At 46.9% G+C, this 24,480-nt stretch carries 18 protein-coding genes, 1 pseudogene and 1 riboswitch; of the genes and pseudogenes, 10 read left to right on the top strand and 9 right to left on the bottom strand.

Going from position 1 to position 24,480, the window contains the following annotated elements; all coding sequences use genetic code 11:
• Nucleotides 1-314: 314 nt before the first annotated feature.
• Together QWZ05_RS21785 and pta are read left to right on the top strand one after the other, a co-directional pair.
• Entirely contained in the window at nt 315-1,511 is a 1,197-nt protein-coding gene (locus QWZ05_RS21785) for an acetate kinase (RefSeq protein ID WP_264875219.1), read from the top strand.
• 120 nt (nt 1,512-1,631) lie between these two features.
• A complete protein-coding gene (pta, locus tag QWZ05_RS21790; RefSeq protein ID WP_264875218.1) occupies nt 1,632-3,776 on the top strand; it encodes a phosphate acetyltransferase in 2,145 nt (714 codons plus the stop codon).
• A 90-nt stretch (nt 3,777-3,866) separates the two neighbouring features.
• Here the strand turns inward: pta and QWZ05_RS21795 are convergent, their stop codons facing one another.
• The 9 genes and pseudogenes from QWZ05_RS21795 to QWZ05_RS21835 form a co-directional block, all read right to left on the bottom strand.
• The gene (locus QWZ05_RS21795) at nt 3,867-5,138 is read right to left on the bottom strand and encodes an MgtC/SapB family protein (RefSeq protein WP_264875217.1); all 1,272 of its coding nucleotides are present in this window, start codon (nt 5,136-5,138) and stop codon (nt 3,867-3,869) included.
• Nucleotides 5,139-5,280: 142 nt separating this feature from the next.
• On the bottom strand, nt 5,281-5,895 hold the full coding sequence (gene thiE / locus QWZ05_RS21800) for a thiamine phosphate synthase (RefSeq protein WP_264875479.1): 615 nt from the start codon (nt 5,893-5,895) through the stop codon (nt 5,281-5,283).
• A 64-nt stretch (nt 5,896-5,959) separates the two neighbouring features.
• On the bottom strand, nt 5,960-6,745 hold the full coding sequence (gene thiM, locus QWZ05_RS21805) for a hydroxyethylthiazole kinase (protein WP_264875216.1): 786 nt from the start codon (nt 6,743-6,745) through the stop codon (nt 5,960-5,962).
• A gap of 10 nt (nt 6,746-6,755) precedes the next feature.
• Nucleotides 6,756-7,424 carry a thiaminase II gene (gene tenA, locus QWZ05_RS21810; RefSeq protein ID WP_264875215.1) on the bottom strand — a complete coding sequence of 223 codons (669 nt, stop codon included), beginning with the start codon at nt 7,422-7,424 and terminating at the stop codon, nt 6,756-6,758.
• Between the two features lie 9 nt (nt 7,425-7,433).
• On the bottom strand, nt 7,434-8,384 hold the full coding sequence (locus QWZ05_RS21815; RefSeq protein ID WP_264875214.1) for an ABC transporter substrate-binding protein: 951 nt from the start codon (nt 8,382-8,384) through the stop codon (nt 7,434-7,436).
• A 26-nt stretch (nt 8,385-8,410) separates the two neighbouring features.
• The gene (locus tag QWZ05_RS21820) at nt 8,411-9,211 is read right to left on the bottom strand and encodes an ABC transporter permease (RefSeq protein WP_264875213.1); all 801 of its coding nucleotides are present in this window, start codon (nt 9,209-9,211) and stop codon (nt 8,411-8,413) included.
• Complete coding sequence (locus QWZ05_RS21825; RefSeq protein ID WP_264875212.1) at nt 9,204-9,968, bottom strand: ABC transporter ATP-binding protein; 765 nt, start codon at nt 9,966-9,968, stop codon at nt 9,204-9,206. The genes QWZ05_RS21820 and QWZ05_RS21825 overlap by 8 nt, the downstream gene beginning before the upstream one ends.
• Nucleotides 9,958-10,791: a bifunctional hydroxymethylpyrimidine kinase/phosphomethylpyrimidine kinase gene (thiD, locus tag QWZ05_RS21830; RefSeq protein ID WP_264875211.1), complete on the bottom strand. Its 834-nt coding sequence runs from the start codon at nt 10,789-10,791 to the stop codon at nt 9,958-9,960. The genes QWZ05_RS21825 and thiD overlap by 11 nt, the downstream gene beginning before the upstream one ends.
• Before the next feature lie 89 nt (nt 10,792-10,880).
• A riboswitch (TPP riboswitch) is annotated at nt 10,881-10,981 on the bottom strand.
• A 119-nt stretch (nt 10,982-11,100) separates the two neighbouring features.
• Nucleotides 11,101-13,594, bottom strand: a pseudogene (locus QWZ05_RS21835) (molybdopterin oxidoreductase family protein).
• Nucleotides 13,595-13,999: 405 nt separating this feature from the next.
• Between QWZ05_RS21835 and cobA the strand changes: the two are divergent.
• The 8 genes from cobA to QWZ05_RS21875 all read left to right on the top strand — a co-directional run bounded on the left by cobA (nt 14,000) and on the right by QWZ05_RS21875 (nt 24,472).
• Nucleotides 14,000-14,800, top strand: a complete 801-nt coding sequence (gene cobA, locus QWZ05_RS21840; protein WP_290300675.1) for a uroporphyrinogen-III C-methyltransferase — start codon at nt 14,000-14,002, stop codon at nt 14,798-14,800.
• A 56-nt stretch (nt 14,801-14,856) separates the two neighbouring features.
• Nucleotides 14,857-17,406 carry a nitrite reductase large subunit NirB gene (gene nirB / locus QWZ05_RS21845; RefSeq protein ID WP_290300676.1) on the top strand — a complete coding sequence of 850 codons (2,550 nt, stop codon included), beginning with the start codon at nt 14,857-14,859 and terminating at the stop codon, nt 17,404-17,406.
• Nucleotides 17,407-17,416: 10 nt separating this feature from the next.
• Nucleotides 17,417-17,782: a nitrite reductase small subunit NirD gene (nirD, locus tag QWZ05_RS21850; protein WP_264875207.1), complete on the top strand. Its 366-nt coding sequence runs from the start codon at nt 17,417-17,419 to the stop codon at nt 17,780-17,782.
• 54 nt (nt 17,783-17,836) lie between these two features.
• Nucleotides 17,837-19,306, top strand: coding sequence for a NarK family nitrate/nitrite MFS transporter (locus QWZ05_RS21855; protein WP_290300677.1), 1,470 nt, complete (start codon nt 17,837-17,839; stop codon nt 19,304-19,306).
• Nucleotides 19,307-19,405: 99 nt separating this feature from the next.
• Complete coding sequence (locus QWZ05_RS21860; protein WP_264875205.1) at nt 19,406-21,184, top strand: bifunctional protein-serine/threonine kinase/phosphatase; 1,779 nt, start codon at nt 19,406-19,408, stop codon at nt 21,182-21,184.
• A gap of 70 nt (nt 21,185-21,254) precedes the next feature.
• On the top strand, nt 21,255-21,692 hold the full coding sequence (locus QWZ05_RS21865) for a DUF3859 domain-containing protein (RefSeq protein WP_264875204.1): 438 nt from the start codon (nt 21,255-21,257) through the stop codon (nt 21,690-21,692).
• 229 nt (nt 21,693-21,921) lie between these two features.
• A complete protein-coding gene (locus QWZ05_RS21870; RefSeq protein WP_290300683.1) occupies nt 21,922-22,833 on the top strand; it encodes a sensor domain-containing diguanylate cyclase in 912 nt (303 codons plus the stop codon).
• Nucleotides 22,834-22,999: 166 nt separating this feature from the next.
• A complete protein-coding gene (locus QWZ05_RS21875; protein ID WP_290300684.1) occupies nt 23,000-24,472 on the top strand; it encodes a peptide MFS transporter in 1,473 nt (490 codons plus the stop codon).
• The last annotated feature ends 8 nt before the right edge of the window (nt 24,473-24,480 follow it).

Below are 24,480 nucleotides of genomic sequence, written 5' to 3' on the forward strand. Positions count from 1 at the left end.
TTGAACGTATTCAACTAATCCTGCAAAAAATTGACCCGAGTTAATATTTTTTCAAATTTTTTTGTTATATTGAGCCATTATCGCTATTCTATGCGCACTCTCAATCTCATTGTTGCCCTTATTTACAATTATGGCAACACTGTGACGACTTTGCATGGAATGCAGGCCAACTTGTTTATAGAACGTTGGTCCATTTATACGGAAATTCAAGGTTTCTGACCAAGGCAAGTAGCAGTTTTTTAGCCGTCTACTATCCTTGTGATTGATTTTCACCATTACTGATTTAAATTCAGACAATTTACAGGTAGTCAACCATGTCTAAGCTAGTTTTAGTTTTAAACTGCGGTAGTTCTTCTCTTAAATTCGCTATTGTTGATGCAGACAACGGCGACGAGCACCTAACAGGTCTTGCAGAGTGTCTTCACCTTCCAGAAGCTCGTATCAAGTGGAAACTTGATGGTAAACACGAAGCTCAACTAGGTGACGGTGCTGCTCACGACGAAGCGCTATCGTTCATCGTTGAAACTATTCTTGCTTCTAAGCCAGAACTTGCAGATCAACTTGCTGCAATCGGTCACCGTGTTGTTCACGGTGGTGAGAAGTTCACTAAGTCTGTTCTTATCGACGACGAAGTACTTAAAGGTATCGAAGACTGTGCAACTCTAGCACCTCTTCACAACCCAGCAGCTATCGTTGGTATTAAAGCAGCGCAAAAAGCGTTCCCAGCACTTAAGAACTCTGCTGTATTCGATACTGCATTCCACCAAACAATGCCTGAAGAAGCGTACCTATACGCTCTTCCATACAACCTATACAAAGAGCACGGTATTCGTCGCTACGGTATGCACGGTACTTCTCACCTATTCATCGCTCGCGAAGTTGCAGAGCGTCTAGGCAAGCCAGTTGAAGAACTAAACATCATCAACTGTCACCTAGGTAACGGTGCTTCTGTATGTGCTATCAAGAACGGTCAGTCTGTAGATACTTCTATGGGTCTTACTCCCCTTGAAGGTCTAGTAATGGGTACTCGTTCTGGTGATATCGATCCTGCGATCATCTTCCACCTACACGACGCTCTAGGTTACTCTGTTGAACAAATCAACAACATGCTAACTAAAGAGTCTGGCCTAATGGGTCTAACTGAAGTGACTCCTGACTGTCGTTACATCGAAGATAACTTCGGTAAAGAAGAAGCGGCTACTCGCGCGATGGACGTGATGACTCGTCGTCTAGCGAAATACGTAGCGGGTTACACTGCAACTCTAGACGGTCGTCTAGACGCTATCGTATTCACTGGCGGTATCGGTGAGAACGGCGCTCCAATCCGTGAGCTAGTTCTTAACCGTCTAGGCATCTTCGGTATCGAAGTTGACGGCGAAGCTAACCTTAAAGCACGCTTCGGTGGCGAAGGCGTAATCACTACTGCTGACAGCCGCATTCCAGCAATGGTTGTTTCTACTAACGAAGAACTAGTGATTGCTGAAGATACTGCGCGTCTAGCAGGTCTTTAATCCTTTCTAATCTGGCTGGCCCTTGGGCTGGCCAGATTTTTTCTGGGCTCTCATAAGCAAAAATACCCCAATTTGTTTAACTGAGTTCTTACCTAATCATATAGTTAGAGGTCCTAATCAATGTCCCGTACTATTATGCTTATCCCTACTAGCGCAGGCGTTGGCCTAACAAGCGTTAGCATGGGTGTGCTTCGTGCAATGGAGCGCAAAGGCGTTAAAGTTTCTTTCTACAAGCCAATCGCTCAACCTCGCAGCGGCGGTGACCAGCCAGATCTAACTTCAACTATCGTTAGTGCAAACAGCGATATGAAGATCGGCGAACCAATGCAAATGTCTGTTACTGAGAGTCTTATCGGTAATGACAACATGGATGAGCTACTAGAAACCGTTGTTGAGCGTTACAACCAGATCAATAAAGATGCTGACGTAACCCTTATCGAAGGCCTAGTACCAACTCGTAAGCACCCATTCGCAAACCAGCTTAACGCTGAAATTGCTGCAACTCTTGGTGCTGAAATTGTTCTAGTTGCGACTCCTGGCAACGACAACCCAGCTCAACTAAAAGAGCGTATCGAAGTAGCATGTTCTAACTTCGGTGGTACGAAGAACAAAAACATCTCTGGCGTAATCATCAACAAGCTAAACGCACCAGTTGATGAAGCAGGCCGTACACGCCCAGACCTATCTGAAATCTTTGATGAAGCAGATAGCGCGAAGCAAAACGAAATGAAAGTGATGGAAATCTTCAACACTTCTCCAATTCGTGTACTAGGTTGTGTGCCATGGAGCATCGATCTAATCGCTACTCGCGCAGTTGATATGGCGAAGCACCTAAATGCTGACATCATCAACGAAGGTGATCTAAACACTCGCCGCATCAAGAGCATCACATTCTGTGCACGTTCTCTGCCAAACATGATTGAGCACTTCAAGCCTGGCTCACTTCTTGTTACTTCAGCAGACCGTCCAGACGTTATCGTTGCAGCTTCTCTAGCAGCAATGAACGGTGTTGATATCGGTGCGGTACTTCTGACTGGCGGTTACGACATCCCAGCAGAAATCGAAGGTCTATGTAAGCCTGCATTTGAGACAGGTCTACCTATCTTCAAAGCACAAGGTAACACTTGGCAGACTTCTCTAAACCTACAGAGCTTCTCTATCGAAGTACCTGCAGACGATAAAGAGCGTATCGAGTTCATCAACGAGCACGTTGCTGGTCACATCGACGGTAACTGGATCGAGTCTATGACTGAGGGTACTCAGAAGTCTCGTCGTCTAAGCCCACCAGCATTCCGTTACCAGCTAACTGAGTTTGCTCGTCGCGCTGGTAAGCGTATCGTTCTTCCTGAAGGTGATGAGCCACGTACAGTTAAAGCTGCGGCTATCTGTGCTGAGCGCGGTATCGCTGAATGTGTACTTCTAGGTAACCCAGAAGAGATCAAACGCGTTGCTGCACAGCAGGGTGTTGAGCTTGGCGCTGGCGTTCAAATCATCGATGCTGATGCAGTTCGTGAGAACTACGTAGCTCGTCTAGTTGAACTACGTGCTAAGAAAGGCATGACTGAAGTTGTTGCTCGCGAGAAGCTACAAGACTCAGTATTCCTAGGCACAATGATGCTTGAGAACGACGAAGTTGACGGTCTAGTTTCTGGTGCAGTTCACACAACTGCGAACACTATCGTTCCTCCGTTCCAGATCATCAAGACGGCACCTGATGCGTCTATCGTATCTTCTGTGTTCTTCATGCTGCTACCTGACCAAGTATTGGTTTACGGTGACTGTGCGATCAACCCAGATCCAACAGCGGAACAGCTTGCTGAAATCGCTATCCAATCTGCTGACTCTGCAGCAGCATTCGGTATCGACCCACGCGTTGCTATGATCTCTTACTCTACTGGTGAATCTGGTAAGGGTGCAGACGTAGATAAAGTACGTGAAGCAACGAAACTTGCTCAAGAGAAACGTCCTGATCTCGTGATCGACGGTCCTCTACAGTACGATGCAGCTATCATGGAAAATGTTGCCGCTTCTAAAGCGCCTAACTCTCCAGTAGCAGGTAAAGCAACGGTATTCGTATTCCCTGACCTAAACACAGGTAACACGACTTACAAAGCGGTACAGCGTTCAGCAGACCTAGTATCTATCGGTCCAATGCTGCAAGGTATGCGCAAGCCAGTAAACGATCTTTCTCGTGGCGCGCTAGTAGACGACATCGTTTACACCATCGCTCTAACAGCTATCCAAGCAGACCAAGAAGCGAATTAATTCGATTCTTGGTTGTTACCAAAACCTCCGCAAATTGCGGAGGTTTTTTTTCGCCTTGAACTGGCCAATATTCCTAGTCAGTCACAAGCTCTAGCTCAACCAATAAATAACGCCACCGAACAACACACTTAGCATCATTACCGGCGCAATACGATAGCCAAGCGTTTTATCCCCGATAGCGATGACGAGACCCATTTTTACCAAGGTATTAACTGATGCCGCGATAAGAATACCGAACACCGCAATATCCATATCGAGTGACAGTGTACTTTGCCGACCTAAGGTCAACGATATCGCATCGACATCTGTCATCCCTGAAACCGCCGACAAGATCAAAATACCCGCGCTACCAAACCACTCAGAAAGTGCATGAGAGAGCAGCATAATCATCGCCAACACTACGCCAAAGAACAGAGCCGATTGCAGCGCTAAGGGGTTGGATTGCTTATTTGTGGGCTCAACCGTGTCGTCTTTACACGTTCGCCAGATCCACCAAGCGGGTAAATACAACATGATCATCATTGTCAGCACAATCAGGCTTAGCCGAGGGATCAGCTGAGGGTTAATGACTGAAAGAACGACCAACAATCGTGGGAACATGGTGCCACAACTCAGCAATATGCCGCTCGCCAAGAGTGGACTCATTTGTGGTTGTTCACGGGATAAGTGCGAAAATTGCAGCGTCAAGGCTGTAGATGAACTCAAACCGGCAAACACAGAAGTAAATAGAATCCCCCGTTTGGTGCCGCCAATCTTGATAGCAAAATACCCAACAAATGAGATACTCGCGATCAATACCACCATCCACCATATCTCGTAAGGATTCAGTGCTCCCCATGGGCCGTAGGTTTGATTGGGCAAGAGAGGCAGCAAAACAATGGAGATCAAAAGCAGTCTTAAGGCAGCATCAAGCTCATACTCTTGCAGCCTTTGCAGTGCTTGATGCAGCTCTTTTTTGTTATCGAGCACCACAGCGGTGATAACGGCAGCAGCTGCGGCTAACACTGCCTCTCCTGACACCGCGAGGCTACCCAATACAAAGGTGATTATTAGGCTCACGACGCCTGTGATACTAATGTCATCACTTTTCTTTTGCTGAATCACAAACGCAATACAAGCAAGCACCACTAAGGCCACAAGAGCAAAACCCAGTAAAGCAGGAGAATAGAGATCAGCCAAGATGGCGATGAGGCCACCGAGCAGGCCTACCAGCGAAAAAGTACGGATACCTGCGACACGACTGCCCTCAAGACTATTGCGCATCACCCAGCCGCGTTGAGTGCCGACAATTGCACCCAACAGCAGCGCGATGAACAAATTCCAAATAAGATGTTCACCGCTAACAAACTCGTTAATATCCATACCCCACCCCAACAAAAGATCGGCTATCTATCATTAGTTTATGTAAATGGCGGTGAGATACTGTGATGGATAGATAATATCTAAGAAAAGAGTGTTATCCTTCGAAGACTAGGCCAGCTCCAAAAACACCGGCCTAGAGGCATTAAGCCATTAAAGACAACAAGTGTTGCGTTGCAGCTTTTGGCTCATCGGCATGACAAATGGCAGACACCAAAGCGAGTCCATGCACGCCTGTTGCAGATAGCTGCGGAATATTGGCTTCATTAATACCGCCGATCGCAACGATGGGTAACGATGTCTTTCTTAACGCTCGCTCCAAGCCATCCAAACCCCAATGCTTTTTGGTATTGGTTTTAGTGGGCGTGGCAAAAATTGCGCTAAGGCCGATATAGTCGATCGGTAAGGAATCTGCTTGCTCAAGTTGCTGCTCTGTCTCAATAGACAAACCCAAGATCTTCTCTTTACCGATAAGTTGTCTTGCGAGGGTTGCAGGCATATCCGACTGACCAAGGTGAACGCCATCGGCATCAACCGCTAACGCCACATCTACCCTGTCATTGATGATCAAAGCCACACCTGTCCCTGAAAGAACCTCTTTCACCGCCTGAGCACGCTCGATAAACGCCCTGACATCACCATGTTTTTCCCGCACTTGTACCATGGTAACGCCACCCGCTACCGCCTCTTGCACCACACGAGTCAAGGTCGAAAGATCTTGCTGATCATCCGTCACCAGATACAGTTTATATGGGTTCATAATCGACTTTCTCATATCGCTCTGCTTACACTGAAAACACACAGCGCAAGCAGAGCCTAGTGGTTTAGCTAAGTTTAAGACGCTCACTCAAGCGCTGTTCATCAAGCTGATACAACTCATCAAGCAAATTAAGCTGCAGGCTGCCCGGGCCACGTGACTGCTGGGCAGCGATTTCGCCCGCAACACCCAACACAGCCGCCGCAGCAAGGCCGGTATGATCACCGACTGCGGCAAACGCACCCGTTAAGGCTGTAAGAGTACAACCCATTCCGGTTACATATGGCATCATCGCATCACCATTGTCCAGTTTAACCACCGAATCCTGAGTGACAACGTAATCTGTTGCTCCTGAAATCACAACGCTAGCGCCATACTCTGCCACTAAGAACTTGGCCGCATCTAGTGCAGTGTCACTGCTGTCTAGTGCATCTACACCTTTGCTCTGTGCTTGTTCGCCCGCAAACGCAATGATTTCTGAAGCATTAGCACGAATAATCAGCTGATTCGCCAGCTTTGCGATCTCACGTGAGGTTTGCGTGCGCAACTGACTGGCACCACAGCCCACAGGGTCAAGCACAACAATCTTATTGTTTGCGTTCGCCTGCTCTACGGCATAAGTCATGCGCGGTGTCCATACACTGTCAAGCGTACCGATGTTGATCACCAAAGCCCCTGCGAACGACATCATTTCCGCCAGCTCTTGCTGTGAGTGTGCCATGATCGGTGACGCTCCAATCGCCAGCAAAGCGTTAGCGGTATTATTCATCACAACGTAATTAGTGATGTTCACTACCAGCGGTTTTTGCTCACGCACAGCGCTAAGCGCTTGGATAATCTGTTCTTTGTGCATTGTATTTCCTCTAAGCCTTTAGGGCATCCAGTCCTTGCTGCCAAAACGCCACTTCCATACGTGTCGCCGTTCTAAAAATATGGACCAAATTCTGACCACGTTGACTATTGATGTCGATTTCTGCCAGCAAACCGTTGAAGTACTCTTCACCTGCAGCCACACCCGTTTGGAATTCATCACCGCCATAGAGCTGAATCCAACTCGCGTAGGGGTTTCCATCAATAACCGTGCTTTCATCTTCACACAGCATCTTACCAATCACTGCATAACCAATAGAGCAAGGCGCAAGTGCCGCATACAAGTCCACCAGATCACCCGCCATGCCTGCGTCTAACACATAACGCGTGTAGGCAACGGTACCGAAATCTTCAGGTTCGTTTTCCAGATCGATTTCGCTCAGTCCCCACTGTTCACAGTAAGTCACATGGTGAGCAATCTCGGAATCCAATAAAGCATGAACACTTGGCAGGGCGCGACGCATATCAGCCAGCGTTTGCGCTTTGTACATCGCCAAGGCATACGCTCGCGCGTATTGCTTTAGGAATAAGAAATCTTGCTTTAAATAGTGAAGAAAACAGGGCTGTGCAAGCGTGCCCGCTGCCAACTGACGAACAAAGGCATGTTCAGTGTAAGCTTGCCAGTCATCACGGCACGCCTCTATCAAATCTTGAACTTTCATCATGACCTCTTAATCAAAACTTGGAACGTAAGTCGCCGCTTTCGGCAGGGATTTTATGATGCCCTTGTTGTACATAAACTCTGCATAATCATCGTAGCGCTTCAAATCAACCGCAGAAGGGCGCAGAGCAAATCGAGTCAAAGTGTCATTCCATGCACGCGCATTCAGCTCATTGTCTAGCGTGTCCGGTGAATAAGCGACAAACTCATTCCAAGACGCTTCTGGGTGATTAACAATATAGGTAGTTGCTTGCTCTAGTGCTTTAGCAAATGCCTTGAGCGCTTCTTTATCATGCTTGTTCGCATTCGCAACAAACACCAACTCATCATAGGTTGGTACGCCATGCTCTTCTGGGAAGAACGCTTTCGCTTTAAAGCCTTCTAACGCGAGTTGATTGGTTTCAAAGTTGCGTAGACCACCCCAAATCGCATCCACTTGACCGGAGGCCAGAGACGAAGAGAGTGCCCAACCTACGTTAATCGTTTCGACATCAGATAGCGTTAAGCCCTCTTTGCCGAGCATAGTGCCAATGGTGGCTTCCTCATTGCCAGAAATCGCAATACCAATCTTTTTGCCTTTCAGATCGGCGAGAGAATCATTTTTACCATTATCCAACACCATTAACGTGTTTAGTGGTGTGGCAATCAAAGTCGCTGCGCGGATCAAAGGTAAACCTGCTGCCACATCGGTGGTTAGGCTTGGCTGATAAGAGACGGCTAAATCAACTCGACCTGCGGCCACCAATTTTGCTGGTGTGCTTGGATCGGCTGGCTCTTGAATCGCAATCTCTAAACCTTGCTCTTTGAAGTAACCACGCTCATGCGCAATTACGATTGGGCCATGGTTTGGATTGACGAACCAATCCAACATCAAGGTCATTTTCTTTTCAGCAGCAGCCACATTGAGTGAAAAGGTGGTGGCTATCACTGCAGCGGCGGTAAGAAATGAAGTCTTTTTCATCTGTATTTCCTTTGAAGGTGATATCCCTACTGGTTTTCCCAGGGAATCCATTTTTTTAGTAATTTATCGGTAATGAAGTAAAGCGATATCGAGAGTAGCGCGAGTATAAACAGAGCAGCGAACATCTCATCAATGATCATCCGCGCATTGGCTTGCAACATCAGATAGCCAAGCCCTGCACTTGAACCTACCCATTCTCCTACTACGGCACCAATGGGTGCGACAACAACCGCAACACGAATACCGGATGCTAATGTAGGCAGTGCGGCGCGTAGTTGGATATGACGTAAACATTGCCACTTAGTCGCGCCCATGGTTTGAGCTAGATCGAGGTAGCCTCGTGGGGTATTTCGTAAACCGTCATAGCAGCACGTCGTGACTGGGAAGAAGATAATGATGGCAGCCATAACGACTTTTGAGGCAATACCATAGCCGAGCCACAGCATTAATATCGGCGCAATAGCAAACACAGGAATGGCCTGGCTCGCGATCAAAATCGGCAACAACCAACGCTTTAGCGGCTCAAACATCAACATTTGTAACGCGAACAGTAGCCCCATGCTCAAACCCAGCATCAGCCCCAATAAAATCTCCTGTGCCGTCACCCACGAGTGCCCCAAAAGCACATCATAGCGAGCAATGAGCCTATCCATAACATCAAGCGGAGCGGGCAATATAAAGCTTGGCAGCTCAAACACCACAACCACAGCTTGCCAAATCGCTAAGATGATCAAGGTGGTGATACATAATCGAATAACCGGGTGGTCAAGACGTTCTCGCACTGCTGTTTGAGAAACCAGTTGGTTGTACTGTGTGGTGTCAGTCATAATCTCGCTCCAACTGATCCAAAATAGACTGCTGTATTTGGGCACACTCAGTATCCAATTGACGTGGCGTTTGCGTCGCAGGAACCGCTAATTTTAGCGCGCTAGCGGGACTGCCTTGCAACACATACAGCTCATTCGCCAATCTCACAGCCTCTTGTGGATCATGGGTTATCAGCACGACTGTTTTGCCTTGCAATAGTTGAGCAGATAAGTTTTGTAGTTTGTAGCGAGTGACGGCATCTAAAGCGGAAAAGGGCTCATCCATCAACACTAGTGGCTTATCTTGCATCAATGTTCTAGCAAGAGCGACACGCTGGCGCATCCCTCCTGATAACTGACTTGGCATCGCTTGTGAATATTGCGCCAAGCCCACTTTTTCCAGCAATTGTATCGCAGCCTCACGACTTTGAGTGACTGTTACCTCCTTATGGCGATCAGAAAAACGTTGGCTTAGGCATACATTGTCGAGCACGCTTAACCAAGGCATCAGCAGATCTTGTTGAGCCATATAAGCGATACGATGCTCAAGGCCATGCCCATCACTCACTTGCAGCTTACCTGACACTGCGACCTTGTCCGATAACAAGCCCGCCAGATAACGAAGGAGTGTTGTTTTTCCGCAACCACTACGCCCTAGCAGCACCGTCCATTGGCCGGCGGTAATATTCAGCGTCAACTGCTCTAACGTGGCGGCATCAGCATCAAGGTACTGCAGGCGCAATCTCTCGAGACCGACACCTATAGCATTAGCGGACATCCGCATGACCTTGATAGAAATGATTCACTGGGCCATGACCTTGACCGACATTTAACTCATCAGCATGTACGATGGCTTGCGAGATATAACTTTTTCCTAGTTTGACCGCCGCTGTTAAGTCATTACCCTGCGCAAGATAAGAAGCAATGGCAGACGACAGTGTGCAACCTGTGCCATGCGTGTTACGGGTAGGGAAACGTTTTGCGCTGATCAGCTCGTCACTCTCTTGAGTGATCAACAGATCGTTACTGTTTTCATCTTTCTCTAAATGACCACCTTTCAGCAGAACAGCCTTAGCGCTAAGCGAACGAAGCTGCGCTTTCATCGCCCCCATCTCTGCTTGGGTTTGCGGAACCGATGTACCGATTAAAGCTGCGCCTTCAGGAAGGTTAGGTGTAATGATATCAGCAAGAGGAAGTAGCTCTTGTTTCAAGGTGCTGATGGCGGATTGCTCAAGCAATAAGTCGCCGCTTGTCGCGACCATCACAGGGTCAACCACTAAAAAGCGAGGTTGATACTGTCTAATTTTGTTGGCCACGACCTTGATAATATTGCTATCGGCCAACATACCCACTTTTACCGCAACGATGTTTAAGTCCGTGAATACCGCATCAAGTTGGCTTTCAACATGCTCCAATGGGATGGGCAAAATAGCAGAAACGCCCTGGGTGTTTTGCGAGGTAATTGCTGTGATCACCGAACAAGCATAACTACCTGTGGCAGAGATGGCTTTGATATCGGCTTGAATGCCTGCACCACCGCCGCTATCCGACCCTGCAATGGTAAGTACAATGGGAGTTTGAGAAGTGTTTACGTGCGTCATGATCGCTCCTAATGCGTGACGCAGAGGAACGGGCTTTAGTTGAGGCTAACATAGCCCTCATCAAGTTGACTGCCACTGTTTGACAGCCTTGCTAAAGCGCGATAGTTCCCTACGTCAGTGCTAACTGAATCAGGTTCAACGGGTCTCGAAATTCGATCTCAGCCATAAACTGGCCCCCCGACTATTGGCGTTATGATAGCAGTGAAATATCGTGCGATGCACCTGTTTTTAACGCTTATTGATTGTCTTTGAGAACTCAGTGAGCTTATTCCACTTCCTGTTAAGCTCCAGTCCCCGAGAAACTTTTCATTAAACCATGATTTCTTGTGCTGCTGGGAACCAAGACTGTGCCTTAATGGTGTCGAGTGGCTCATTAAATGACGCAATATAAGCGGCTTTCTCGCCCTCACCGAACGCACCTTTAACCACGATCATCTCACTCATGGCCTGTGCCTGGTCACTGATAAAACGACTAACCATATTTTGATTACCATCTTGATATTGCATATGGCGGCTTTGGTCTTTGATCAACGAAGAAAGGCAAGTCTGTAGGTCTTTGAGGGAACGGTTTGATTCAATGTGATAAGCATAACCATCGGCTATTTTTTGTCTTGCCCAATACTCTATTCCCTCGAGTTCGATAGGCTGACGAGTCAGAAATAGCCCCTGACTTTGATACAAGCAAGGCTCAATAACAACCGGAGTATGCTTAAATTCAGGTTGGCCCGATAGACTATCGGTGTATGGCGCAATAAGATTACACGGTTTGCTATTGTTGGCGGTTTGACCATTCCAATGAATCGGCACAAATAGCTCTGCCAATTGCTGCTGTGGTGAATACGTGACTTTCGCTAAGCACTCGCCGAAACGGTTGTGTAGGCGCGCAATAGACTGATCCTTTAAACCATACTTCGCCGCAGTATCAGGATGAACGAGTACATAAGGCTCTGGGGTGTGATCGCCTAATTGCGCAGCCAAGCCTGTGCGAGTCATGGTATGCCAGTGATCGCGAGTACGGCCACTATTCAACAATAGTGGATACTCACTATTGACCGTGCTCTGTGGTGGCTTATGACTAACAGGGACAAAGCGCGCCTTAGCATCAGCGGTGTAAAACTGACCATGGGTGAAAAAGCGTTGATTGACGACCTCCGTTTGGTGCTTGAGCACAGGCCATTGCTGTGGCTCTAACACGCTATACCCTTGATCATCTAACTGACTCAAGCCAATCAGAGAGAAATCTCGCTCTCCGTTCATGTTCCCTAACCCTGTCAGTGTCGCGTACTCTTTGAAAATTTCCCCTTCGTGCAGATAATCAAAGGCTTCACCAAATCCCATTTTTTGTGCGACCTGAGAGATAACCCACCAATCAGGCCTTGCGTCTCCGGGGCTTGGCATTACACGTCTTTGTCGCGACACTCGGCGTTCAGAGTTGGTCACTGTACCTGACTTTTCGCTCCAGCCCTGCACAGGTAATAACAAATCTGCCAGTGCCGTGGTTTCTGTCTGCTTGATGCAATCTGACACCACGACAAATGGGCAGTTTGCTAACGCTTGCTTGACCTTTTCTGAGTTCGGTAAACTCACCGCAGGATTGGTTGCCATTATCCACACGGCTTTGATTTTACCATCCGCCATGGCATCAAACATATCCACTGCCTTTAGACCTGGGCGATTGGCTAATAAAGGGGCTTGCCAGAACTCGCTCACCAACTGATGATGCTCTGGGTTATCAAGTTCCATGTGTGCACAGAGCATATTGGCCAGCGCCCCCACTTCGCGCCCCCCCCATCGCATTGGGCTGTCCGGTAACAGAAAATGGACCACAACCCGGCTTACCGATTTTTCCGGTTGCAAGGTGGCAATTGAGGATACTGTTGACCTTATCTGCACCGCTGGTTGATTGATTGACACCTTGCGAGTAGACCGTCACCACTTTGTTTGTCTGTGCAAATAGCTGGTAGAAAGCAGCAAGTTGCTCGCCACTTAGCCCCGTTTGACGCTCAATACGCTGCTCTTGTTGTGCTGATTCCAGCGCTTGTTCAAACTGTTGGGTATGCTTTTTGATAAAGGTTTGATCAACATGATTATGGCGATGAAGGTAATTTAGCAGCCCATTAAACAAGGCAACATCGGCTCCTGAGTCAATTGATAGATGCAGATCAGAGATCTCGTCAGAGTCAGTCTCGCGAGGGTCGATCACCACGACCTTCAATTGAGGATTAGCCTGCTTTGCCATGCGTAGACGTTGAAATAGAACTGGATGGCACCACGCTAGATTTGAACCCACCAATACCACCAGCTCCGCTTGCTCTAAATCCTCATAACAGACCGGAACCGTATCCGCTCCAAAGGCTCTTTTGTGGCCCACCACCGAAGAAGCCATACAAAGACGAGAGTTACTATCAATATTCGCTGTGCCCATAAACCCTTTGATCAATTTATTGGCGACATAGTAGTCCTCTGTGAGCAGCTGTCCAGAGACATAGAAGGCCACCGAGTCTGCACCATGTTGTTTTATGGTTTGGGCAAATTTCTCCGCTACCAATGAAGTCGCATCCGACCAGTCTAAACTTTGCTCACCGTGAGGCGTATTCAATGTTGGCGTCAGTAACCTTCCGTCTTGAATCACTGTCTCGCCGAGCGCGATCCCTTTTGTACAAAGTTTGCCATAATTAGAGGGGTGGCTTTTGTCTCCACGAACTTCAAGCTCTCCCGAGATTGTTGGGCGAGCCTCTACTCCGCAACCCACACCGCAATACGCACATGTCGTTTTTATCCAACCATCGTTCTGTTGAGTCACTACTATCACCCTAGTTATTCATTCCGTTGATTACCAATCACAAAGCAATATTCAATCCAACCGTAAAAAAATATAACTATTTGAATATTTATCCCTACAAAACAATAAGATAAAACAAAACTACCCCTAAAGTATTATATTGAATATTGTAATTTTATAACCAGCAAACAACTTACTTGCACCAGCTTGAACAGTTTTGCACCACAAAAGCCCAATTTATAGCAAATTTAGCCTTAAACACCCTGATAAACATGCTTACCTTCATGACACAAAAACCACCCAAACCATTGTTCAAAAAGAACTTTGCAACAAAGTAACAACAGTAATTTTACATCTGGCATTTAATTTGCCTCTAATCATTCAAGCAATAACCAATGACACGATAGGTGCTGGGCAGGAAGCAACATGACAAATACTCTATATCAATCCGGTCATATTACCCTCGTTGGTGCGGGGCCAGGCGATCCTGATCTCCTAACGATTAAGGCCATGAAGGCGATAGAAAACGCCGAGTGCATCATCTTTGACAACTTAGTCAGCCGTGAAATACGTCAACTATTTCCCCAAAGCGCGCAACAAATTTATGTTGGTAAAGCCAAGAATCATCACAGCTCAACACAAGATGAGATCAACCACACGTTGCTCAATTGCGCTCAACAGGGCTTGCGAGTTTGCCGTGTTAAAGGGGGTGACAGCTTTGTTTTTGGCCGAGGTGGAGAGGAGATGCTGTTTCTGGCTAAACACGGTATCAAGGTGAATGTTGTTCCTGGCATTACCGCCGCTTCTGGTTGCACTACGTATGCCAATATTCCACTCACACATCGTGGCCTCGCCCAAGGCTGTACTTTTATTACTGCCCATGCAGATAAAGACTTAAGCCTCAACTGGGATGCACTCGCGACACTCAATCAGACATTAGTGGTGTATATGGGGCTTTCAAAAACTCAATGGCTAAGTGACAAACTCTCTGCGTGTGGTATGTGCCCAAGCACGCCGGTCGCACTCATAGAAAAAGGTTGTACACCTGATCAGCGTATTGTGACTGGCACACTTGAAACTCTGACCCAATTAAAAGAGCAGCATGCCATTCAATCGCCTGCACTGATAGTCATTGGACGAGTGGTCAGTGTCTCGCAGCAAATGAGCTGGTTACAACAGCTTCAACAAACAGATAACAACGCACAGCCGATCAAGCTGTCAGCATAATTAACAGTTTCAATTTCACACGAATAAGTAAAGTTTAAGAGCAAAGGAATGAACTCATGACAAAACAAAGAATTGTGGTTGTCGGTAATGGCATGGTTGGCCATAAGTTTATCGACTCATTGATCGCCGCTGATCGAGATGACCTGGATATTATTACTTTTTCTGAAGAACCAAGACTCGCCTATGACCGAGTACAACTGACCTCTTATTTCACTGGAAAGACGGTAGAAGATCTGTCACTAACAGATGAGCTCTACTATCAAGAAAATGGTATTCATTATGTGGTGAATGAAAAGGTGACTGGGCTTGATACCGAGAATAAACAGGTGATCACCGCATCGGGTCGTGTGGAGCCGTACGATAAGTTAGTACTTGCTACCGGTTCATATCCCTTTGTTCCGCCAATCCCAGGCAATGATCAAGCTCATTGTCATGTCTATCGTACAATTGAAGACCTCGATGCCATTGAACTATCTAGCAAACAGAGCAAGTCGGGCGTTGTCGTCGGTGGCGGCCTACTCGGCCTAGAAGCGGCCAACGCCATTAAAAACCTTGGTTTAGAAACCCATGTCGTTGAGTTTGCGCCACGCCTCATGGCGGTGCAATTGGATGAGGGGGGCGGTGCCCTACTACGTCGTAAAATTGAAAGCCTTGGTGTGACTGTACATACCGAAAAAGCCACCACTGAAATCGTTGCAGGCGAAACATCACGTTATCGCATGAACTTTGCCGATGGCACCCACGTTGAAACCGATATGATCGTTTTCTCAGCCGGTATTCGACCACAAGATGAGCTCGCTAAAGAGACCCAAATCCAGTTAGGTGAGCGTGGCGGTATCGCAATCAATAACTTCTGCCAAACCAATATAGACGATGTGTATGCGATTGGTGAATGTGCGTTATGGGATAACAAGATATTTGGTCTTGTCGCCCCGGGTTACCAAATGGCGAAAGTCGCTGCGGGTCATATTATCGACTCTGAAAGCGAACACGCCTTCACTGGTGCAGATATGAGTACAAAACTCAAACTACTTGGGGTTGATGTGGCGAGTATTGGTGAGGTTCATGGTCAAACCGAAGGCGCTCAATCATACACCTATAACGACGAGATTGAGCAAGTCTACAAGCGCCTGATTATCTCTGCTGACGGCACCAAGATTGTCGGTGCTGTATTAGTTGGTGACGCTGAGGCCTATGGCACATTATTGCAGTACAAACAAAACGATATGCCGCTTCCGTCCAACCCTTCTGTTCTTATCTTACCGAACACTGCCGATGATAGCTCTGGTGCGATGGGAGTCGATGCGCTGCCTGATACGGCGGTCATCTGTTCATGTTTCGATGTCACTAAAGGCGATATCAAAGACGCTGTAGCAGCAGGCTGCACCACAATGTCGGCTTTAAAAGAGAGTACCAATGCCTCGACAGGCTGTGGGGGGTGTAGTGCTCTAGCAAAGCAAGTTCTAGATAGCGAATTGCTCAGCCTCGGTGTAGAAGTGAATAACGACCTGTGTGAACACTTTGCCTACACACGGCAAGAGCTGAGCGACATTGTGCGCATCAACAAAATCAAGACGTTCGATGAGTTGTTAACGCAATATGGTAAGGGCCTGGGTTGTACGGTCTGTAAGCCCGCTATTGGCTCAATCCTCGCGAGTTTTTGGAATGATTACATCCTTGAAAATGAGCATATGGAACTGCAAGACACCAACGATATCTATCTTGGTAACATGCAAAAAGACGGTACATACTCTGTTGTTCCGCGTATCGCGGGGGGGGAAATTACCCCAGATAAGCTAATTGTCTTGGGCGAGGTCGCAAAGGAGTTTGATCTCTATACCAAGATCACCGGCGGTCAGCGTGTTGACCTATTTGGTGCGCAACTCAATGATCTCCCTATCATCTGGAAAAAACTCGTCGATGCTGGCTTTGAAACCGGTCACGCATACGGCAAATCAGTTCGTACGGTCAAATCTTGTGTCGGCAGCACTTGGTGTCGCTATGGAGTCGATGACAGCGTAGGGTTCGCTATCGATATTGAAAACCGCTACAAGGGTCTGCGCTCCCCGCACAAACTTAAATTCGCCGTTTCTGGATGTACTCGCGAATGTGCCGAAGCGCAATCTAAAGACATCGGTATCATTGCTACAGATAACGGCTGGAATCTCTATGTGTGTGGTAACGGCGGCATGCGTCCTCGTCATGCTGATTTACTGGCAACAGATCTCGACCGCGAAACCCTAATCAAATACGTCGACCGAGTGCTCATGTTCTATATTCGCACCGCTGATCGCTTACAGCGCACATCCGTGTGGCTAGAAAACTTAGAAGGTGGCATTGAATACCTCAAACAAGTCGTTATTGAAGACAAACTGGGTGTATGCAGTGAGCTTGAGAGCGAGATGGCAGCCAATATTGCCAAGTATCAATGTGAATGGAAGACCACCATTGAATCGCCAGAAAAACTCAAACGTTTCAACCACTTTATTAACAGTGATGCGAGAGACGAACAGCTCAACTTCATTGAAGTTCGTGACCAAAAGTTACCAGCACCCAAAGCTAAGCAAACCCTCGGTGACATTGATGTTGTCGAAGTTGAGCAATAAGGAGAGTCCTATGAATACAATGACAATCAAACCCGCTACTACCACTTCATGGCTAACCGTCTGCACACTGGCAGACCTCTCCCCTAACACCGGCGTTTGCGCCCTTGTGGCCGGTAAGCAAGTCGCGATCTTCAACTGTCAACGATCCGGCGCTCTATACGCCATTGACAACTATGACCCGATTGGCAATGCCAACATCCTATCGCGCGGCATTATTGGCTCAATCAACGATGAGCCTGTCGTGGCATCACCACTGTATAAACAGCACTTCAGCCTCACGACAGGCGCATGTTTAGAAGAGCCGGAGTATCAGGTCAAAACCTACAGCGTTCGTGAGCACAACGGTGAAATTCAAGTGCTCGTATCAACAAAATAAAAATTATCAAAATTAAAGTCTGTCAATTATACGGAAGTAATTCGAGGCAAAATTATGCAAGACAATCAATTTTCAATCTTTTCATTTAAAGGAAAAATGAAAATCCTCCATTTGAGTTGGATGGCGTTTTTCATCACTTTTGTAGTGTGGTTTAACTTCGCTCCATTGCTGCAAATGGTCAAAGAGACACTGGGTCTTAGCACCCAAGAAGTGAAAACACTGCTGATTCTCAACGTGGCACTCACCATACCTGCTCGTGTGATAATCGGTATGCTTACCGATAAATATGGTCCGCGATTGGTGTACTCCGCGCTTTTAGCAGTTTGTTCCATTCCCTGCTTTATGTTTGCATTTTCAGACTCATTTATGCAGGCCGCCATCGCTCGATTCCTGCTCGGCTTCATCGGCGCCGGCTTTGTGATTGGTATTCGCTTGGTTTCGGAGTGGTTCCCACACAACGAACTGGGTACCGCAGAAGGTATCTATGGTGGTTGGGGTAACTTTGGTTCAGCCGCTGCCGCATTTACTTTACCGACTGTGGCTTTGCTCTTTGGTGGTGACGAAGGTTGGCGCTACGCAGTAGCGATTACCGGGGTAATGAGTCTTGTGTTCTCATTCATCTTTTACCGCAATGTGTCTGATACACCAAAAGGCTCTACTTACTTCAAGCCGAAACACCTAACCGCAATGGAAGTGACATCCAAAGGCGACTTCTTCTTCCTTTTGGGTATGAAGATCCCGATGTATGCCGTTCTCGCCCTACTCGCGTGGAAGCTGTCACCAAGTGGCATCGGGATGTTGAGCGATACTATGGTCTATGGCATCTACGCTGGCCTCATCGCCCTTTATGCTATCGAAGCATCTCAAGTCTGGAAGGTCAATAAAGGCGTGTTTACCAAGCCGGTCGAAGAGATCCATCAATATAAGTTTAAGCAAGTTGCGGTGCTGAATGTTCTCTACTTTGCAACCTTTGGCTCAGAGCTAGCCGTCGTTTCTATGCTTCCTCTGTTCTTCTCTGAAACGTTTGAGCTATCACCGGTGTTAGCGGGCATGGTGGCATCAGCCTATGCTTTCATGAATCTAATGTCTCGCCCAGGCGGTGGTTGGATTTCAGATAAATTTGGTCGCAAATCAACACTACTCTTTTTGACTGCAGGCTTGGCCATGGGTTACTTCATGATGGGTCAAGTGGGCAGTGAATGGCCAGTATGGCTTGCCGTTGTGTGTGCCATGGTGTGCTCTTTCTTTGTTCAAGCTGGCGAAGGGGCTGTCTTTGCAACAGTGCCACTAATTAAGCGTCGCATGACAGGACAAATTGCAGGGATGACTGGGGCGTATGGTAACGTGGGTGCCGTGACATATCTTACTGTTCTCTCTTTTGTTGATTATCAAACCTTCTTCTATGTCATCGCAGCTACCGCAGTGATTGGATTTGTAGCCTTACTGTTCATGGAAGAGCCCAGTGGCAAAATTGCCGAAGTTAATGCAGATGGCAGTGTGACCTTAATCGATGTCTCACACTAATCTCACTCGACTTTAATCACTCGCCCAACCTAGCCCTTCCTGTGGCTAGGTTGTGTGTTTTCACTCTGGCTCAACAGGGTCACGTTGGATAGGACGACCATGAATTCTAAAGCTGCCATACCTCCTTCAACGCTTAGCCTCTCTTATGGTGGGTATTCTGATCGTGGTCGACGCGACGAAAATCAAGATGCTTTCGCAGTCAATGTACCCGAGCATCATCATGAAATAACCCACAAAGGCATTGTGGCCTGTATTGCCGATGGTGTCAGCTGTAGTGACAGCAGCCAACTCGCCAGCCACACTGCTGTGATGCAGTTTATCTCTGACTATTACGCTACGCCTTACAGTTGGAGCATCAAGCAGTCTGCCAATAAGATCCTCTCAAGCCTCAACAACTGGCTCTTCGAACAAGGTACGTTACATAAGCTCAGCCATAATAGCCTTGTCACCACTTTTACGGGGATTATCCTTAAATCCAATACCGCTCACCTCTTTCATGTCGGTGATTCTCGAATCTATCTATTGCGCAAAGGACAACTACGCCAATTGACCCGCGATCATCAACGGATTAACTTTGGCAAAGCGGCCTATTTGACTCGTGCTTTAGGTATGGACAGCGCTTTAGAGATTGACTATCAAGCTGTCGCATTGAAACAAGGCGATCGCTTGTTTCTGAGTACTGATGGGGTGCATGATTTCATTTCTGAGTCTGCACTGGTTGAACACCTCAACACTGACCTTTATAGCGACAATATCAACCAAGGGCTGGAACGTCTTTGTCACCAAATCTGCTCTCAAGCTCTGACCAATGATAGCAAAGACAATACCAGCTGCTTAATCATCGACGTAGAACACCTCCCAGAGCACTCTATAACGGAGTATCAATATGATCTTCTGTCGCGCAAAATCCCACCTGCGCTAGCCGAGGGCCATGTACTAGAAGGGTATCGTGTCGATAAGGTGCTTCATGCCGGCAGCCGAAGTCATGTCTATCAAGTGACAGAACTCAATAGCGGGCGGCGATTTGTTCTTAAAGCACCATCGCAGCATGATCAAGATAACCTCGACGTATTAAAGCTGTTTGCCAACGAGTATTGGGTCTCGACGCAGCTCAACAGTCATCGCATCATGCAGATGTACCCAAGCAAGCCAAACAGTCAGTTTCTATATCAACTGTGCGAACATATAGAGGGTATCACGCTGCGCCAATGGATGTATGACCACCCTACCCCGCCCCTGCAGCAAGTACGCGATATTGTCGATGAGATAATTAAAGCCTTACGCACTTTTCAACGAGCCTCTATGGTCCACCGAGACCTCAAGCCTGAGAACATTATGCTGACCTCTTGTGGTCAGGTTAAGATTATCGATTTTGGCGCAGTGCATGTCTCGAGCTTGAACGAGCTTGCCCAAACCAATGACTCTGGGAAAAGACACGAGCAGATACCATTGGGTGCGATCAACTATATTGCTCCAGAATACCTTGATACTGGAGAGGCGAGTATTTTATCGGATCTGTTTTCCGTTGCGGTCATTGGCTATGAATTGCTGACAGGACATTTACCCTATAAGCCTACCACCAGCCAAAACCTTCAAACAGCGCGTCACAAGCAATGGTGTTACCGTTCAATAAGCCAGTATCGCTATGACATACCCACTTGGATTGACCTGGCACTGAAAAAAGCCACACACCCCAAACCAAACCAACGCTATCAGGTTTTATCTGAGTTCGTTCTTGACCTCTATACACCTAATCAAACTCTGCAAAAGGAGCTTAATGACCGCCCCCTATTACAACGTAACCCGATTACTTTTTGGAAACTCACTACCTTGATAGCGACAGCGATTGCGCTAATTGAATTCATTATGCTGCTATAACTGTCTGTTTCCATTTAACTTCATTTTGGTTTAGCATGCCTGCGTGAAAGCAAACTCTGGAGCAATCAACGTGGCAAAACGTACCCCTGTTGTCGAAATGACCTCATATGGCATCTACTCTCATTGGGATGCCGCCTCTAAAGACCTGCCTAAGATCAAAGACTTCACAACCACGGTAACGGCTGATGAAGGCGTCGAGTTTGGCTTTATCGTCAACATCAAGAAAGCAAAAGGTGAGCTACTCAACTTCTGTATTTATCACCCGGGGATCTTGAACAAAAAGGGACAGGTTCTCGACCCTTTCGATGGAGACATCTACGTTCGCAGCAACGACTGGGATTTCTATCTAGGTGATACGATTCAGTTGCTTCACCCCGTTGATGGCCTAGAAAGCAACCTAGGCGAGTGGCGAATGGTGCTCGAGATGAAGGGGAAAATCATTGCAGAAAAAATCTTTAAAGTCACAGGCCGTGACGAAGGCCAATTTTGGAAAGCACGCGGCTATTAGTTGTATCTAAAATAATCGAATCTAAAAAACCAATACGACCTCTGTTACTACGCTCAACCATTGCCGCTTCAACGACTAACGCCAGAATATTGTGAAAACTATCAGTTCAAAATAGCCATTCTGCAACTTAATCGTCGTTTCAATTAATTTCATACTCATTCATACGGTAAATATGTCAAGATAATGGAACTTCTTGTCATTCACCGTGTTTTCAAAAGGATTTGAGTGTATGGGTATAGACAACTACGAAGAGCATGAAGCATTGATCTCCGCTCTACCTGATCTGGTGTTTGTATTAACGGAATCAGGTCGATATGCGGCTGTGTTCGGTGGAGGAAGCCAAGAGCTCTATCATCAAGACCACGGTTTGGTCGGACGCTCAATTTTTGAAGTTCTGCCATTGGAAAAAGCACAATGGTTTCATGACCGTATTCATCAAACCCTCGATGCGAACAAACTGATGGTTTTTGACTATTCCTTAGCAGGTAATGATGTTAATACGATCACCGAACTCTCAGGGCCCGAGGGTACTTTAAGGTTTGAGGGCCGTGTAAACCCCTTACCCGGTTTTCGCTATGACGAACGTGCGGTGATTTGGGTCGCTCGCAATATTACCGAACGATATGAGTTACAAAAGCGACTCACCTATCAATCTGAGGTCGATGCCCTATCCCACACTTTCAACCGACGAAAGCTGTTTGCTCAACTTGAACACGCCTTTTATTCCTTCCAGCGCTATCAAGAAAACTACAGTTTTCTGCTTCTCGACATTGATGATTTTAAGCTGATTAATGACACTTACGGCCACCAATGTGGTGATAAAGCGATTCAAAATCTTGCTGACTGCTGCCGTAGCCAATTGAGACGCTCAGACACATTAGGAAGACTGGGTGGTGATGAGTTTGCCATTATCCATAAGATGACATCTAACCACTCGGTTGAACATCTCGCCAAGCGCATGAAAGACAGCATCTCTCAACTGACGATCGACCCGGAATGCTGTGATATGAAATTGTCTATCAGCATTGGCATCAGTCAATTTAACACTCATGACTATACCATTGATCAAATCTATAAACGTGCCGATGTTGCCCTTTACGTATCAAAACAAAAAGGAAAAAACTGCATCTCAACCAATTAAACTTTATTAACCAAAACCTCAACAACCGATCAAATTAGCAAACATACTTTCCGGCACGCATCATTTACGTGCTACTGTGCGAAAATCACGAGCAACACAATTTTTTGCTCAAGTGTTAATTTAGGGACGAATTATCCACGAGAAGCTATAAGAGAAGTACAAAGCTATGTGGAATAAACTCAATAAATCTATGATGTTCTGCCAAATGATGTTTGGCTTATCGTTCTACGGTGTGATGGTTATCCTCACCCGTTTCTTCCTTGAAGAACTCAACTACAGTGAAGCTGATACCATGATGGTGGTGGGCGCTTTCTCTGCAATTGGTCCTCTTTTCGCGATTGCCGGTGGTTTCATTGCCGATAAATTCTTGGGCGCCTACCGCTCTCTCACCATTTCATACCTCGGCTTCACCTCTGGTTATGTCTTGCTTTTTGCTGGTGCATCGGCACTGAATGTTCCAATGGCTTTGTGTGGTATTGCACTTGCGAGCTACTCTCGCGGTTTAATGTCTCCGTCTTACCCGAGCTTGTATAAGCGTACGTTCAAGACCCATGAAGATTTTGAAAACGGTTATCCAGTAAACTACTCAGTCAACAACATCGGCGCATTTTTGGGTCAATACCTTTTCCCAATGTTAGTGCTTGTTCTGGGCTTTAATGGCAGCTTTATGTTGTCTGGTGTGATGGCAGGTGCCGCTCTACTGACGCTTATTTTGTCAGCAAAAGGTCTACGCTCCGTTGCGGCCGATATCGACCAAGCTCCGGTTAGCATGAAAAACTGGATCGCTTTCTCAGTGCTTTCTGTCGCGATGATTGGTCTGGTATTCTTCATGTTCTCAAACATGGATGTCGGTCAAAACATCGTTTACGCTATTGGCGCTGCAGCCATCTTGTACTTCATTAGCCTGATGTTCAAAGTTGACCACGCACAGAAGCTCAAAATGGGCACGATCCTAATTATGACCTTCCTAACGACTTGTTTCTTCGTTTACTACGGTCAGATGATGACATCAATGAACATGGTGGCGATCAACACAATGCGTGGCGATCTATTTGGCTTCATTCCTGTCGCTCCGGAAGCGGCAATGGCGATGAACCCATTATGGTGTATGGTAGCAGGTCCGTTAATTGCTGTGCTGTTCTCATCACTAGAGAAACGTAACATTAACTTCTCAACCGCCACTAAAGTTGGCTTCGCGTTTGTTCTTACAGCAATTGCTTTTGGTATTCTGACCATGGCAGTAAGCACCGTTGGCGCTGATGTGGTTATTCGCCCTGAAATCTTCCTTGCGATTCACTTCTTCCAAGCATTTGCTGAGGTTGTTGTAGGTTCAATGGTGGTTGCCTTTATCCTTTCTGTCGCACCAAAGCACATTGAAAACTTCTCAGTAAGTTTGTTCTCTGTCGCCATTGCGCTAAGTGGCATTGTGGGTGCTGTTTTCTCTACCTCTATCGCGTTAGAGAAAGGCCAAGAGATCACGCAAGAGATTGTGCAAACGGTTTACGGTGAGTACTTCCAGCTGCTTACTGTACTTGCTGTCGTTATGGTGGGTGTTGCGCTTGGCTCTTCTTGGGTTATCAAGAAAATGCTTACCGCCGCTAAGCAACAAGAAGCCGCTGCGGAAATCGCTAAGGCTTAACTAACGTC

This window comes from Vibrio agarivorans (genome assembly GCF_030409635.1).
Lineage (GTDB): Bacteria > Pseudomonadota > Gammaproteobacteria > Enterobacterales > Vibrionaceae > Vibrio > Vibrio agarivorans.